The following is a 15,726-nucleotide window of genomic DNA, read 5'->3' on the forward strand; positions in this document are numbered from 1 at the left end:
GTACGATCGGGCCTCCAATGCGAGGACGCAATCCAGCCTTTTAATAAGTTGGATATCTATTGTTTCGGCGGCGAGGGAATCCGATCGATGTGAACGGAGCATTTCGCATGGTGGACAATGTGGTCGACGGTGGATCCAAATACCCGATCGAAAACATCGATGGTATGAGCCGCCACCACGATCAGATCGGCCTTTGTTTCGATCGCAATGGCGAGCACCGTGTCGGCGGCGCGACCGGTGCGAACATGGACAAGCGCTGGCACTGAAAGCTCCCTGCAAAGCAGCGACAGCTTTTCTTCCGCCTCGCCGATGACGGAGACCGCCCATTCATCCGGCCCCTGCCGGACAAGGGAGGGAAAGCGCTCGACAGTATGAGCGACATGTAGGGTTCCATCGGCATCGAGAAGCGCGCAAGCCGTATGCATCAGATGCTCGGCTTTCTCCTTCGATCCGAGGCCAACTGCACAGACAATCGACTTATACATAGCTCCACCTCAGAACAGATCTTTGCCGCCGGTGCCGACAAATTCGGTTCGAAACCCCAAGGCATGTACCTGCTTCAGAAAGCGATCCGCACCCAATATATCTACCTTGAGGCTATCGCTCAGACACTGGCAGAGGGGATTGCACAATTCATCATGAACCCACGCCTGAGCGCGGGACGACACAATTGTAATTTCCCATTTGTCCCTGTCTGCTCTGTCGAGGCGAAAGTCACAGTCCTGGTGGTGCGGGAGGGGATATCCGGCACCGGCAAGCAGAGCTTCTTCCGTTCGTGTGAAATCCGTGCTCATGATTTTACATCCTCTCTTATGTCATTGCGCACAGATCAGGCTACGGTCAGCTGATCGTCGAGCGCGTAGACGCCCGGTGCCGACCACGCGGCACGTTCCGCTGCGCGCCGCTCGGACCATGTTCTGACCTTGCCCTTCAAGGTGACCTTGCCGCCGGAGACATCGACCTGAATCGCCTGCGCCTCCAATTCCGCATCCCGTTCCAGTGCATTTTCGATGCGCTTCTTGACGTCATCGGCGCTGATGCCGGGAACGACTTCTATAAGATTGGAGACGCCAACGACACCGGCGAGATCCCTGACAGCGGCAGCGGCAGCATTCTTTTGGTACTGCCATTCCACGTTACCGGTAAGCGTAACGACGCCCTTGCATACACGGATCTGCACCATTTGCTTTGGAATGGAGATATTCCAGTCCAATATTTTGACTGCCCGTCGGGCGATGTCGTCGTCGTCTGTCCGCCGCGGGCCAAGGATTCGAACGTCTATTTCCTGGGCTATTGCGCGGACGCCTTTGACGCGTCTCGCGGCTTTCTCGGCAGCGTCCTTCTCCGCATATGTGCCAACATGTCCGGTGAGAGTGATGACGCCGTCGCGCGCGGTCACACCAATTTCGGCTGCATCCACTTTCGGCTCAAATTCCAGTTCATCCAGAATATTCTGTCTGAGAGTAATGTCGTCCATGACCGTCTCCTTGAGATTCCGTTAGCGGGAAAAGGATAGGACCAGCCAAAGGTCGCAACATTGATCGAGGTCAAGGAACTGGTGGCCATTCTAAAGAAGGGCAGAGCTCGATAAGCCCGGGCAAAGGAGCTGCATCAGCAGGTCCGACAACTGCCAAGCCTCAGCTTTCTGCCAAGATAATCTTTGCAGAACATGAAGGCTCCATTCTCAGATCGCTTTCCGATGGATTGGAAATTCCATTGTCGCGGATGCTCCGCCCTCCGGCAAATTGGTGAGTTTGAGATCGCCTCCGTGAGCAATCATCGTCTCCTTCACGATCGACAGGCCAAGGCCGAGACCGCTCGCTCCGCTGTCGGGTTTGCCGACAACCGCAATCGGCTCGAGCCATCGAGCGGGATATCCTGGGCCGGAATCAGAGACCGTGATGCCACATCGAAAGATCGTCACCGTAATCGTCGTGCCCGGAGGCGTGTGGTTCAGTGCATTCTCAATAAGATTGCGCAGGGCTCGAAAGATAAAATCGAACGCGCCGCTAATCACGACGGGCTCCAAGGGTGACTGCAATTCGATGTCGCGGCCCTTGGAAAGAATGACCGGCGCAAGGAATGCCGCTGCCCGCTGTCCGATATCACCAAGATCCACCCGGTCGCTTGCCTCAAAATGCAGGCCACCGATCCTGACGCGATCGACCAATTGACTGACCAGCCGCTCTACACCCTCGAAATCCTCCTCGACTTTCCGTGCGATTGCATCTTGCGAGAGCGCAAGACGAGCCTTGATAATCGCGAGCGGCGTCCGAAGCTCATGGGCAAGATGGCTCGAAAACTGCTCAAGTGACAGAAAGCCCGCCTGCAAGCGATCAAGCGCCTCGTTGACCGCGCTCACCAATGCCAGCACATCCTCCGGCATCTTGGTTTCCGTCAGTCGCGTAGCTATGCTGGAGGGCCCGATTTGCCGTGCCTCTTCCGCCGCCTGGCTCAATGGCTTCAGCGCGAATTTCAGCACGAGGATGTTGACCAGCAGAAGAAGACAGACGAATGGAATCCATATCCACGCGATGTCAGTGACGAACTCCTCCAATACGGTATCGAAAATGACGTGCTCCCGCGGGAAGGCGATTTGCACGAAACGCGCGGGATCAGTGGCATCAAGCTGCATTGAGATGCCAAAAAGGGCTCTGACTTTGTCGTGACTCGGGAGCAAAAAGTACCGAACCTTCTGGTTTGAGACAGGAACCAGCGGCTGATCCGACGTCTCCGAACTGGCAAGAACTTTCCCTGTATCGGTCACTATGGCGAATTGTCCGCGCAGTTCCTCGATTCGCGTTTTCAAGGCAGCTGCCGGCCCACCGATGAGTTGCGGATCCGAGGCGAACTGGCGCTGCATGTCTTGCGCGAAAGTCGAGAGCGTCTCTTCACGAAAAGCATCGTTGGCCGCTTGAAAACGGACGTACAAGAAAAGAACGCTCGCACAGACTGCAACCAGTGCGACGATAGACATAGCAACGACGAGGCGCCTGAATAGCGTCAGTCGGCGAAATGTCATGAACGTCCCTCCGTCAGCATATAGCCGACACCTCGCATGTTATGGATATCGATCGCAGCACCCGCGGCCTGGAGCTTTTTACGCAATCGGTGGATGAGAACCTCGACGGCGTTGGAGCTCAGTTCCTCGCCGAAGCCATAGATCGACTCCTCGACCTCACCCTTGGAGAGGACCCTGTTGAATCTCCGAAGAAACAACTCCAGCGCGGCGAACTCGCGGCGACTGAGCTGCAGTTCAACCTCTCCGACTTTGGCAATATGCTGTGAAAGATCAAGATGGACGTTGCGCTCCCTGAGGATCGTATCGTGGCGCAGGGCTGGGCGACGCATCAAGGCACGAACGCGCGAGATCAGCACGCCCATAACGAAGGGCTTGACGAGATAGTCATCGGCACCGCTGTCGAGCGCATCGATAATCGAACTTGCGGCATCGCGTGCCGTCAGGATGAGAATAGGCGTTGAGGGCGCCCGGCGACGCACAGGTTCGAGCAAAGACAGGCCGTCGCGATCTGGCAAGCCGAGATCGAGAATGACCGCCTCATAGCTGATCGTGGAGATAGCCTCCTCGGCATCGCTGGCTGAACCGACCCAATCGACAGCAAAGCCATGCGAACGCATTGCCTCGCTTGTCAGCGATGCGAGCTTGGCATTGTCTTCAACGAGCAGCACGCGCATGAGCCAGTCCAAAACTTTGGCGTTGATCCGTAGGGTGACTTAAGCGCAAAAGCCTCTTTGTTCTTGGCGAATTCGAGGCACGCCTCTTGGCATCCGTTTTGCGGCACCCGCCTCGATCCCGCGGCATCGCGGGTCGCGATGTCCAATTCGATATCCCGGCGGCAGGCGAACGAGAAAAGCCTCCGCATTACTCCCGCCTGGGCGATGGGCTGGGCGCTCCAGCTAAACTTGCGCCGGAAATCCAACCTGAGGGCTATTTTCACTTTTTTGACAAGTTTCTGTAAGCCGCCCGTAAGCCAGGCCAAACAATGTCCGCTCCGACAAACACAATCGCCACCATTCCTGTCGGAACGAGCGCCCAGCATGAATGACAAAGATCTTAGCGATCTTCCCATGAAGACTTACCTCATCAATCTCGACCGTGCTGCTGATCGGCTGTCCGCCATGCGGGATAAGCTCGATAGTATACAACTGCCGTTCGAACGAGTTGCCGCCGTCGACGGACAAGCGCTTGAATTGCCCATCAAGGACTTCCGCGAGGGAGCCTACAGGCTTCTGCATGGAAGAATGGGCAATCTCGCGGAGGTCGGCTGCTACCTCAGCCATATTGAATGCGCAAAGCGCCTGCTTGCCTCGGAGTCAGAATTCGCCCTGATACTGGAGGATGATCTCGAATTTCCCGCCGACTTGAAACAACTCTTGAGGGCCGCAATCGAGGCGAACGCCGATTGGGACATCCTGCGGCTTTCGACGGTCAATCGCGGTCGCAAATACCCGTTTGCCGACTTGACGTCCCAACGCTCCCTTGCCGTGGCGCTTACTCGCGAGAAAGGATCGGGCGCCTATCTGCTCAACCGGCGAGCCGCCACGTGGTTTGTCGAAAAGCTCGTTCCGATGCGTTTGCCGTTCGATCTTGCCTTCGACCTTGAATATCTGGCGGGCCTGAAGGCCGCTTTTGTCTTTCCCGTGCCGATCAACCAGGATACCGGATTGCCGTCCCAGATCCAGGCCAAACGCCGAACCTATCATTTGCGGCGATGGCGCCACGTGACTGTTCAGCCCTATCGCGCATGGCTGGAAGCGTCGCGCTTTATATGTCGTCTTCGGCAATTGACGTGGCTTTTGCTGAAGCATGCCTTCTTACGAAGAATGGACAGCCTTTCCTCAGGAACCCGCACAAAACCCTTGTCATTGACGGATGGGAGCAGGGGTGACTGATCAATGGTTGTTTTACCCGAGAGCCTCGGTGTCTATGTCATTAACCTGGCCAGATGTGTTGACAGGTGGAAAGCTATCCGCTCGCAGGCACTCGCCCATGGTATTCATATCATACGGGTTCCCGCCATTGACGGGCATAGTGTCGCTCCCACGGGCTATGTCGACGTCGATCACGCCAGTTTTTTCAGACATGGCGGTAGACAATTACTGCCGGGCGAGTACGGCTGCTACCGAAGCCACCTGCGCGCCGTGGACATGTTCCTATCCAGCACATTCGAGGCATCCATCGTTATCGAGGACGACGTGGAAATCGTCGGCGATTTGCTGGAGCGGACCTCGCAGATACTTGCCGCGGCGCCGACCGCTGACATCGTCAAGCTGTTCAACCACAGGATCCGCGGGTTCCGGCTGCTCACCACGACGATTTCTGGAGATGAGATCGGCCGTTGTTTGCACGGTCCCCAGGGATCCGCCGCATGCTACATCGTCACCCGCAACGGTGCGCGGGCGATTGCCTCAGCAATGCGGACCATGATCCTCCCCTTTGATGTCGCCTTGGAACGTGGGTGGGACCACGGCGCCAATATTCTTACGGTGAGAGAAAACATCGTCGAACTCGGCAATCATAGCCAAAACACGCAGATCGGAACCAGAGCCGACTACAGGGCGATAAAATTCTCGGAAGCACGACGATTACCGACGCATGTTCTACGTGCGCTGGACTATTCACGACGGATTAAATATGCGCTCGAGATTTGACCAACACACCATGAATCGCACTGCGGAGCGGAAGAAGCGATCTATTCGCGGCTTTTCATAAAATTCGCATCTCTCGGACGGGTCGCATTGAGGCGGATCAATGTCTGATCGAAGGAAACGGTTCTAATCGGCCGATCGAGTGCAACGTCATATCGGATACAAACTCAGCCACCGGAGCCAAGGATGACATTCTCCAGCGTGACTAGCACGGTAGTTTTCCTGCTAAAAACCAGTGGGTCATCTTTGGTGCTGATTGCGGCATTCGGGCTTTTGGCAGGCTTTACCCTCATATTGATCGACAACGTCGCGCTTGCCTCTCTTGTCTGGGCACTCGCCACCTTGCCGATCCTGGGCGCGTTGTTGCTGCAGACCTTCCGTTCCTTGCATCACGGCGATTTCGGGTTGGATATCGTCGCCGCCCTGTCGATGGCGTTCGCCCTCTACTTTGGCGAAAGCCTTGCAGCCAACGTCGTCGCGCTGATGTATGCAGGTGGACAGATGCTGGAGGGATATGCGTCCGGCCGCGCAGCCCGTGAGATGACGTTACTGATGGGACGAGTGGCACGAACTGCATTTCGCTATGTTGGCGATCGGTTGGAACCAACTCCTATCGAGAAGATTGTTGCCGGCGACCACATCATGATCCGTCAAGGCGAAGTGCTGCCCGTCGATGGTATTCTTCTGTCTCCCCGCGCCATTCTTGACGAGTCTGCGTTAACGGGAGAGCCACTCCCTGTGGATCATCGAGCTGGTGAAGAGGTTCTCAGCGGCAGCGCATCGGTAGGTCCTGTCTTTACCCTCAAGGCACTCCGCCCCGCCTCTGAAAGCACATATGCTGCGGTTGTGCGCCTCGTCGAGACGGCCCAGAAAAGCAAGGCGCCGATGGCGCGCCTTGCGGATCGCTATGGCCTGGCATTTTTGCTTATGACGGTAGCGATAGCGTTGACGGCCTGGCCGCTGTCCGACGATCCGCGACGTGCTCTTGCCGTTCTCGTCATCGCCACGCCCTGCCCGCTTATCCTGGCCGTACCGGTCGCGCTCATGTCGGGCATCTCGCGCTGTGCCACGATAGGCTGCCTAGTCAAAGACGGTGGCGCCCTTGAAGCCTTAAGCCGCGTACGGGTTGCTGTCCTGGACAAGACCGGCACACTCACGCACGGCAAGGCGCAAATCGTGGCGGTCGGCTGCAACGCTTGGATCGATAAGGACGAGTTGTTGCGTCTTGCCGCCTCCTTGGATCAAGCATCGAGCCACGTCATGGCTGCCGCTTTGATCACGGGAGCGCAGGAGCGCAATCTGCGGCTCTCGCCGCCGACCAATGTCGAGGAAGTCGGCGGACTGGGGCTTGAAGGAATGGTCGACGGACGCCGCGTCGTGATCGGTGGTAGCCGCTTTGTGAAAAGCCGAAGTGTTCGGGGCACTTCCCAAGACCTTGAAGATCATCATCGATCCGGTGAAGCGACGGTGACAGTCGCAATCGACGGCGTTGTCGCGGGAAATATCATCATGGCCGATCCGGTGCGCGCGGAGGCTATCAGCGTTCTGCAGCGATTGCGCAGCGCCGGAATCGCGAAAATCGTTCTTGCCTCCGGCGATCGCCTGGATGTTGCCTCGCATGTCGGCAACATCCTCGGCATCGAACAGGTGCTCGGCGAGCAGACACCGGCTTCAAAAGTGGAGGCCGTTATTGCGGCTAAAAGCTTCGGTCCGGTGATGATGGTGGGTGACGGCGTCAACGATGCGCCGGCACTTGCGGCGGCCGACGTAGGTGTTGCATTAGGCGGGCGCGGGGCGGCGGCCTCTTCGGAGGCGGCAAGCATCGTACTGCTCGTGGACCGGCTTGATCCCTTGGCAGCCGCCCTTGTTGTCGCCCGCCGGACTGTTGCGATCGCCCGCCAGAGCGTGGTTGTGGGACTTGGCCTTTCGGTTGCCGGCATGATCGCCGCGGCATTCGGCTATTTACCGCCGCTGCACGGCGCTTTGCTTCAGGAAGTCATCGATGTCGCCGTTATCCTGAATGCATTGCGTGCGCTTGGCCCTTCCAAATCGGAGGATGGTCCATACAGCCAGTTCGCGAATATACCGACCAGCCCTGCCTCCAAGACGCAATTATCCTGAAGCACAGATCGCCGGATCACATCACCACGCCGCTCCGCGTCTCGTCGGGAAGATCCTTCCCCTCATTGATTCTGATCAATGCCGCAGCGGCGAATATCCGCAGACTGCTTTCTGCAACCAAACCCATGAAGGAACAAACCAATGCTGAGAGCCAAACGCGACAGCCTGGGCGGTGCAGCCTCTAAAGCCATTCCCTCCCTCGGCGAGGTGGAGGGCCGCATGATGGTTCTTGAACTCATCGCGCAGACGGCGCTCACCCGTCTGATACGTCTTCACGATATCGAAGAGAGAGCAGATCTCATCAAAGCAATGCGGCACGCCATCGATCGCAAATGCCATGACGCCAGACTGTGCGGAACCGACACGAAATCCGCTGAGGAATATGCGGAAGAATTGCTGGCCTCGGCCCAAGAGCAGGCGATCGTTCTGGAATCAATCCGAAACGATGCCTGAGGATGGCATCGAGCGGCTTCTGGCGTGCCTGCGATTCCGTGGGCGTCACTATAGCGGGAATCCCTAACGTAAGTGAAGATGGAGAGTCGTCGTGCAAGCCAAGGACATCATGACACGGAATGTCATCACAGCCACTCCAACGATGAGCGTCCGAAACGCGGCGCTGCTCTTGCGCGCCAATGATATCAGCGGTCTTCCCGTGATTGACGACAATGGCGAGGTCTGCGGCATCCTGACCGAAGGGGATCTCATGCGACGCGTCGGCGACAATTGGGCGTCGTCGGCCAAAGACGGACCAGAGCAATACGATCGGCATGGTTTGAACAGTTATATTCAAATTTACGGCTGGTCGGTTGGCGAGGCGATGAACCGTGAGGTTATCAGCGTTACCCCCGAGACGGATGTCGGGCGGATCGGCAACCTGATGCTGTCTCACAAAATCAAGCGAGTTCCTGTTATCAGCAACCATCGTCTTGTCGGTATCGTCAGTCGATGCGATTTGATCAATCTAGTCATCGACGCGCCTGGTCGACACATCGCTAAGGGCGATGACGCCATAAAGCTCGCCATCAAGACCAGGCTGGCCGCGGATCTTGGGATTGATAGCAACAAGATCGACGTCGCCGTCAAAGACGGCCAGGTACAAGTCCAGGGAATCGTCGAGTCCAATATCCAACAAAAGGCGATCCGAACGCTTATCGAGGGAATTCGAGGAATCAATGGATATGTCGATCGCACGACGCTCCTGCCTTCGGACGCCGTCAGCGTTTCAACGACGCGAGATAGCGGCCAATGAGTCAGGAACTCGTCACCGTTGGACGATCCTCGTGGCGATCGCGATTGTCGGGTCGTCTTGCTCGCCTACGAGAGCACCCACTCGCGAGTTTGGGTCCAGGCCTGATCACCGGTGTCGCCGACGATGATCCGAGCGGCATCGCCACGTACTCCCAGGCCGGAGCGCAATTCGGTCTGAACATGCTATGGACCATGCCGGTGTCATTTCCGATGATGGCGGTCGTCCAGGCGACGTGCGCAAGGATCGGTCGTGTGACCGGGCAGGGCCTGGCGGCGAACATAAAGACCGCATTTCCACCGATGGTCCTCTATGCCGTCGTTTTCTCGCTCCTGATCGCCAATATTCTGAATATCGCCGCCGATGTTGCCGCCATGGGCGAGGTCGCGGAGCTGGTGACAGGCTTCAACCGGCACCTGATGACAATGTTCTTCGTTTTCGGAACGCTCGCGCTTCAGGTCTTCATCCCATATCACCGCTATGTCGCGTTCTTGAAGTGGCTGACAATTTCGCTCCTGGCCTATGCGGCGGTCCTTTTCACCGTCCACATCGACTGGCAGCAAGTCGCCTTGAGGACGATTTGGCCAAGGATCACTCCGACGTCGACCTATGCCGCGGTCGTCGTCGGCGTCTTCGGTACGACGATCAGTCCTTACCTCTTTTTCTGGCAGGCATCGGAAGAGGTGGAGGAGATGAATGCCGCTCCCGGTTCAGTGCCTTTGTCCAGAGACAGTGCGACAGCTCCCAAGGAACTTCGTCGTATTGGCTGGGATACATGGAGTGGCATGCTCTACTCCAATCTCACGGCTTTCTTCATCATATTGGCGACCGCCGTGACGCTCAATGTCGCCGGCATCACGCAGATCGACACCGCCGCGCAAGCAGCAAGCGCGCTGCGGCCGCTAGCCGGACCCTTTGCCGCACTTATCTTCGCGCTCGGAATACTGGGCGTCGGTCTCATCGGCGTGCCCGTTCTCGCGGGCTCGGCCGGCTATGCACTTGCCGAGGCCATGGGATGGAAATTCGGCCTGGAACGCAGTCCAAATGACGCTCGGGGCTTTTACGGCGTGATCGCCATAAGTGTGCTGCTGGCGCTGATCATTCAGTATTCGCCGATCACTCCGATGAACGCATTGTTCTGGAGCGCTGTGATCAATGGTCTGCTCGCCGTCCCGCTCATTGCCGTCATTCTGCTGCTGGCGGCAAACCGCAAGATCATGGGTCCATACACAATCGGGAAAGGGGCCGTATGCATCGGCTGGGGCACGGTCGCCTTGATGGCGGTCGCAGCCGGGATGATGCTCGTTCCACAATAGGCTTCTAGTGGAGCTCTCCAGCCTTGGTCAATCGAAGTTACCGGGTATCTCTCAAACAGGCGCTTCAATGTCGCACAAAACGGCTTGCCGATGATCGCTACTAGCGTCGCTCGTTTGATGTCGATCAAAGCGTGGCAATCGTGCGCTGTGTAACCTTGTCGGCATGGAACAACCCAACCCCTATCGGCACCGCAAACCAAATCCATCGCCGGAGAAGACCATGCTCATTCAAGAAATCATGAACGCACCAGCTATCACCGTAAGCCCCAAAACATCCGTTGTGGATGCGGCGACGATCATGCTCGACCGTCACATCAGCGGTCTTCCAGTCGTTGATGCCGGCGGAAATATTGTCGGCATTGTCAGCGAGGGCGATTTCCTTCGCCGCTCGGAATTGCAGACGGAGCGCAAGCGACCCTGGCTGCTCGAGTTTCTAACCAGCCCCGGCAAGCTCGCTGACGAATATGTTCTTTCGCATGGCCGCAGCATTGAGGAAGTGATGACGTCGGAAGTTGTCACTATTGCTCCCAATGCCTCGCTCTCGGTTGCCGTCGACCTGATGGAAAAGCATGGGGTCAAGCGCTTGCCCGTCGTCGTACAAGGCAAAGTAATCGGAATGGCCTGCCGATCAGACCTCTTGCGCGCGCTGGCCAACATGCTGCCAAAGGAGAAGGGACAAGCCAGCGACGATCAGATCGCCGAGGCCGTCATTGCCGAGCTGTCCCATCAGGACTGGAGCCAGAATGGCTTCATAAAAGTCAGTGTTCACAACGGCGTCGTCGAATTGTCGGGTACAATCTTCGACGAAAGAGAGCGACTGGCCGCCAAGGTGGCGGCGGAGAACGTGCCAGGCGTCAAGTCCGTTACCGACCAGATCACATGGATCGATCCCTATCTCGGCGTTGCCATGCCGGCGGTCTGAACAACGCAATCTCTATAGGCGCAAGAAAGACGACATGGAGGGGCGGCGAACGAATAGCTCGACGCCCTACCTTGGCCGCCGTCTGGATTCCTCGGTCACCCAAAATCGGCTGCTGATGACGACCAAACGTTTCCCGCACCGACGGAGACCGTGCCTAGCAAGACCCGTCTGTCATAGTTTCTCGAAGTTGACCTAGGTCAAAGCTGAAGCGTCACGGGCAGGTTACTAAACGTCAAGTTCACCGTGCAGACGGTCAGACAACCCAAAAATCTCGCACCGGATGAAGTGCGTTTTAGAATCGTCTAAAGGCACTAAAGCGACGGAAATCACCATGAGCCCTGCGCCTCTCGTCCAATCCTTTCCCAGTCATCTCGGGCTTGTCGAGGCAGCTAAGACGCCCGCCGTTTACTCGAGGGCACGCGCATGAGCGCCAACCCCATCGACAAGAGGCAGGCACGATGACCACCGCATTCTTCAATACGGGATCGCAAGTCAGACGAGAGGCGGAGACCGACCGCACCTACAGCTCAATCCCACCGTCTTCCACAAAAGACCGGTCGCCAAGGACAATGCGTGCCAAATTGTCACGGGCCGCTCTCGTGCAAACGCTGGCGTCACTCCTCTGGATTCCTCAAGCAGCCTTGCTTGCCAGTGGAATAGGCGTGATCGCTGACAGGCATAGCATGATGGCAACGGCGGTAAGTGTGCTGCTCGTCTTTCTTCTTGGCACCTTGCGTGCCGGACTCGATGCCTTGGGCGGACGTTTGGCTTTTCGAGCCGCGCGCGCAGAACTGAGCCGGCGGCGCGATATTGCAGTTGCGGCACTCGCCGCCCGATCGCCACTGGACAGCGATCGTCCAGCGTCCGGTCTCGCAGCCAGCCTGATCGCCGAGCAGGCTGAAGCCATCGTGCCCTATCTTGCTCGCTTCCGGCCGGCGCGACTGAAAGCAAGTGCCGTCCCACCGGCCATCCTCATCTGTGTTGCGTTGGTCTCCTGGATAGCGGCCCTCGCTCTGCTCCTTACGGCACCACTGATCCCCGTGTTCATGGCCCTGATCGGCTGGCGAGCCAAGGCGTCAAGCGAACAGCAACTGGCCGAGACCGGCGGACTCAATGCTTTTCTCCTCGACCGGCTGCGCGGCCTTGCCACTATTCGCGCGCTCGGCGCCGTCGATCTCACCGCCTTGCGATTGCGGACCGATGCAGAACAGCTCAAGATGCGCACCATGGCGGTGCTGAGGATCGCCTTCCTATCTTCCGCGGTGCTTGAGCTGTTCGCCGCGCTGGGCGTTGCCGCAATGGCCGTCTATGTCGGCTTCAATATGCTCGGCGCGCTCGATGTCGGCACCTGGTTCGGCAGATTGAGCCTGACCCAAGGTCTGTTCATTCTCCTGCTGGCTCCGAGCTTCTTCGAACCTCTGCGAGAGCTGTCGGCGGTCTGGCACGACCGGGCGGCCGGAGAGGCAGCCCTGGAAGCTCTAGACGCCCTATCCGGCGCTGGCACGAGGTTGCCGGGCCGGCGCGATGAAAAGGTGGAGGAAACCAGCCGCGAGCATACATTGCCTTCAATCAATATCAGTCGGCTCTGTTTCCGGCACCGGCCCGAACAAACGCCTGTTTTCCATGATTTCGGCCTAACGATCGCAGCCGGTGAGCATGTGGCTCTCCTGGGAGAAAGCGGTGCTGGCAAGACGACCATGCTGTCGATGATTGCCGGTCTCGTTCCTTCGCAGAGTGGAATGATCCACGTCGGCGGGCGGCGGCTTGATGATATTTCCGCGTCCGCGGTCCGACGGCGCATGGCCTGGATCGGGCAGCGGCCGCATATTTTTGCCGGCACGATGACCGGCAACATCACGCTCGGCCGCCCCGAAGTCAGCCCGCGCGCGGTACAACAAGCGATTGACCTTGCCCATCTACGGCGAATTGTGACCCAGCGCGGCGCCACGTCCATCGGCGAAGGTGGGGCGGGTCTGTCCGGCGGCGAGGCCCTCCGGCTAGCGATTGCCCGTGCCGCCGCGGCCCCGCATGTTGACATCATTCTCGCGGACGAGCCGACCGCACATCTCGATACCGAAACCGCACGTGAAGTCACCGATGCGTTATTGGCAATTGCTCGCGGGCGGACACTCGTTGTCGCCACACATGACCCCGTTCTGGCCGCAAGAATGGGTCGGGTAATCCATATCGACGCATCGGTCCGGGAGGAAGCCGCATGACGTCGACATTCTCCACTCTTTATCCCATCTGTCGGCTTTTCCTGGCAGCGCGGGGACGCGTATTGTTGCTCGGCGCGCTGCTGTCGGCCCTCACCGTGCTCGCTGGCATCGCCCTGCTCGGGCTCTCGGGTTGGTTCATCACGGCGACGTCGCTTGCCGGCCTGACGGCGACGGCCATTACCTTTGATGTCTTTGCCCCGTCCGCCGGCATCAGGCTGTTGGCGATCCTTCGCACTGGCGCGCGCTACGGCGAGCGGCTGACGACCCATGACGCGACGCTCGGCGTTCTTGCCGCTCTTCGCGAAAATCTGTTTCGCGGTTGGGCAGCACCTGGGGCGGCAACGATTTTGATGCAGAGGCCTGCCAAGCTGCTTTTCCGGCTGACGGCGGACATCGATGCGCTCGACTCCCTCTATTTGCGCGTTCTGGTGCCGGCTACCGTCGCCATCGTCTCCGCCCTGGCGGTCAGCATCGCGTTGATGCTGCTCTCGGTCCCGTTCGGGCTGCTCGTTGGCCTATGGCTTGTCGCTGCCGGTCTTGGCATTCCGGCCCTTGCGGGACGCCTGGCGCTGAAACCGGCGCGACAGCGGGCGCGCGCCATAGAAGCACTGCGCTCGCGTGCCATCGATCTCGTCGCCGGACAGACCGAACTCCTCATGGCCGGGAGATTGGAGACACAATGCGCGGCGCTCGCTGTCGCCGATTATCGTTTACGAAAGGCAGATGATACGCTGAACCGGATCGAAAGCGGTGTTGTCGCCGGCTTCGGCTTCGCCTCGGCCGCGTTGCTGTCCGGCACTTTGCTGGCGCTCACCGCCCTGGCAGAACGCGGCCTTATCGGTGCGCCGATTGCCGCTCTCGGCCTGCTGGTGGCCCTTGCAGCGCTCGAACCCTTTGCAGCGCTGCGCCGTGGGGCGCTGGAACTCGGCCGCACCATGCTTGCTGCCCGTCGCATTTCACCGCGTCTGGAACAGGTTGCCCGGGCCACCGCGCATCAGATGCCGCCCGCGGGCTTGGCCGTTCGGCTCTCCGGCATATCCGCACGGTATGACGCAGCGGCGGTGGCTTCGCTTGAAGATCTCGCGCTTTCCCTGACACTGGGCGAGCATCTCGCGGTGATAGGCCCGAGCGGAGCCGGAAAGTCGACGCTGCTTGCCATCCTAGCCGGCGAACTCGCCATCGAACGCGGCGTGGTCGAAACCGTTCCGGCGACAATGCTCCCCCAACGCACGGAGCTGTTCCAAGACAGTCTGCGAGATAATTTGCGCCTTGCTGCCCCGGACGCAGACGATGAGATGCTCTACGCGGCGCTTGCGGATGCCGGCCTCCTGCCAGACGTGCAGGCCCTGCCCAAAGGCCTTTCCACGCGCCTCGGCGAAAGCGGGCTTGGCTTATCCGGCGGGCAATCCCGTCGCCTGGCACTCGCAAGGCTCCTGTTGCGCGATACGCCGCTCTGGCTTCTCGATGAGCCGACGGAAGGCCTCGACCGCGAAACCGGACGTGATGTCATGCACCGCATCGCCGACCGCAGCCGCGGGCGTTCACTGATGATCGCCACGCATATTCGCCGTGAAGCCGAGATCGCCGACCGGATCATTGTTCTTGAGAAGGGCCGCATCGTCGCGACCGCGCGGCGGGGAGAAACCGAATTTGATGCAGTGCTCGCCCGACTGAGGCAGGACTGAGACATCTGACCGATCAATCATAGCCAAGGCCGTTCAAGGCCGCGGTGCATCAACCACCTTTTGGAGCGTGGGAGAAAGACTATGGAACTCGATATCGTGGCGCTGTCGCGCCTGCAGTTCGCCATGACGGCGCTGTATCACTTTCTGTTCGTGCCATTGACGCTCGGCCTTTCCGTGCTGCTTGCCATCATGGAGACGACCTATGTCATGACCGGCCGCCAGATCTGGCGGCAAATGACGAAGTTCTGGGGGACGCTCTTCGGCATCAACTTCGTGCTCGGCGTTGCAACCGGCATCGTGATGGAATTCCAGTTCGGCATGAACTGGAGCTACTACAGCTATTATGTCGGCGACATCTTCGGCGCGCCGCTGGCGATCGAAGGATTGATGGCCTTCTTCCTGGAGGCGACTTTCGTCGGTCTGTTCTTTTTCGGCTGGGACAAGCTGTCGAAGGTTGGCCACCTGGTCGCGACCTGGGCGGTGGCGCTGGGATCGAACTTCTCGGCGCTGTGGATCCTGATTGCCAATGGCTGGATGCAGAACCCGG

The 15,726-nt window shown here is 58.7% G+C and carries 15 protein-coding genes; 10 read left to right on the forward strand and 5 right to left on the reverse strand.

The features are described from left to right. Positions 1-56 precede the first annotated feature (56 nt). The 5 genes from JJQ51_RS32170 to JJQ51_RS32190 form a co-directional block, all read right to left on the reverse strand. Complete coding sequence (locus tag JJQ51_RS32170) at positions 57-485, reverse strand: universal stress protein (protein ID WP_269245828.1); 429 nt, start codon at positions 483-485, stop codon at positions 57-59. Positions 486-494: 9 nt separating this feature from the next. Then, on the reverse strand, positions 495-794 hold the full coding sequence (locus JJQ51_RS32175; RefSeq protein WP_095437868.1) for a hypothetical protein: 300 nt from the start codon (positions 792-794) through the stop codon (positions 495-497). A gap of 35 nt (positions 795-829) precedes the next feature. Further along, positions 830-1,477, reverse strand: a complete 648-nt coding sequence (locus tag JJQ51_RS32180) for a BON domain-containing protein (protein ID WP_269245829.1) — start codon at positions 1,475-1,477, stop codon at positions 830-832. A 207-nt stretch (positions 1,478-1,684) separates the two neighbouring features. Continuing rightward, positions 1,685-2,635, reverse strand: coding sequence for a sensor histidine kinase (locus JJQ51_RS32185; RefSeq protein ID WP_269245830.1), 951 nt, complete (start codon positions 2,633-2,635; stop codon positions 1,685-1,687). A gap of 383 nt (positions 2,636-3,018) precedes the next feature. After that, positions 3,019-3,696: a response regulator gene (locus JJQ51_RS32190; protein ID WP_269245831.1), complete on the reverse strand. Its 678-nt coding sequence runs from the start codon at positions 3,694-3,696 to the stop codon at positions 3,019-3,021. Between the two features lie 138 nt (positions 3,697-3,834). On the opposite strand from JJQ51_RS32190, the gene JJQ51_RS32195 reads away from it, so the two are divergent. The 10 genes from JJQ51_RS32195 to JJQ51_RS32240 form a co-directional block, all read left to right on the forward strand. Then, positions 3,835-4,914 (forward strand): glycosyltransferase family 25 protein, encoded by a 1,080-nt coding sequence (locus JJQ51_RS32195; protein ID WP_442967360.1) that lies wholly within the window; start codon positions 3,835-3,837, stop codon positions 4,912-4,914. 3 nt (positions 4,915-4,917) lie between these two features. Next, the gene (locus JJQ51_RS32200; RefSeq protein ID WP_113353521.1) at positions 4,918-5,673 is read left to right on the forward strand and encodes a glycosyltransferase family 25 protein; all 756 of its coding nucleotides are present in this window, start codon (positions 4,918-4,920) and stop codon (positions 5,671-5,673) included. 183 nt (positions 5,674-5,856) lie between these two features. Then, positions 5,857-7,791 carry a heavy metal translocating P-type ATPase gene (locus tag JJQ51_RS32205; protein ID WP_269245832.1) on the forward strand — a complete coding sequence of 645 codons (1,935 nt, stop codon included), beginning with the start codon at positions 5,857-5,859 and terminating at the stop codon, positions 7,789-7,791. Between the two features lie 141 nt (positions 7,792-7,932). Further along, complete coding sequence (locus JJQ51_RS32210) at positions 7,933-8,244, forward strand: hypothetical protein (RefSeq protein WP_113388846.1); 312 nt, start codon at positions 7,933-7,935, stop codon at positions 8,242-8,244. A 91-nt stretch (positions 8,245-8,335) separates the two neighbouring features. Beyond that, complete coding sequence (locus tag JJQ51_RS32215; protein ID WP_152093893.1) at positions 8,336-9,040, forward strand: CBS domain-containing protein; 705 nt, start codon at positions 8,336-8,338, stop codon at positions 9,038-9,040. Further along, positions 9,037-10,353, forward strand: coding sequence for an NRAMP family divalent metal transporter (locus tag JJQ51_RS32220; RefSeq protein ID WP_113353525.1), 1,317 nt, complete (start codon positions 9,037-9,039; stop codon positions 10,351-10,353). Before JJQ51_RS32215 ends, JJQ51_RS32220 begins: the two co-directional genes overlap by 4 nt. Positions 10,354-10,573: 220 nt before the next feature. Further along, positions 10,574-11,275 carry a CBS domain-containing protein gene (locus JJQ51_RS32225; protein ID WP_152093892.1) on the forward strand — a complete coding sequence of 234 codons (702 nt, stop codon included), beginning with the start codon at positions 10,574-10,576 and terminating at the stop codon, positions 11,273-11,275. A 458-nt stretch (positions 11,276-11,733) separates the two neighbouring features. Then, the gene (cydD, locus tag JJQ51_RS32230) at positions 11,734-13,494 is read left to right on the forward strand and encodes a thiol reductant ABC exporter subunit CydD (RefSeq protein WP_269245833.1); all 1,761 of its coding nucleotides are present in this window, start codon (positions 11,734-11,736) and stop codon (positions 13,492-13,494) included. Continuing rightward, positions 13,491-15,179: a thiol reductant ABC exporter subunit CydC gene (cydC, locus tag JJQ51_RS32235; RefSeq protein WP_269245834.1), complete on the forward strand. Its 1,689-nt coding sequence runs from the start codon at positions 13,491-13,493 to the stop codon at positions 15,177-15,179. Before cydD ends, cydC begins: the two co-directional genes overlap by 4 nt. Positions 15,180-15,260: 81 nt before the next feature. Continuing rightward, positions 15,261-15,726 (forward strand): cytochrome ubiquinol oxidase subunit I (locus tag JJQ51_RS32240; protein WP_269244689.1); only part of this gene is annotated, 466 nt, incomplete at its 3' end.

The organism is Rhizobium sp. AG207R (genome assembly GCF_027109195.1).
Lineage (GTDB): Bacteria > Pseudomonadota > Alphaproteobacteria > Rhizobiales > Rhizobiaceae > Rhizobium > Rhizobium dioscoreae.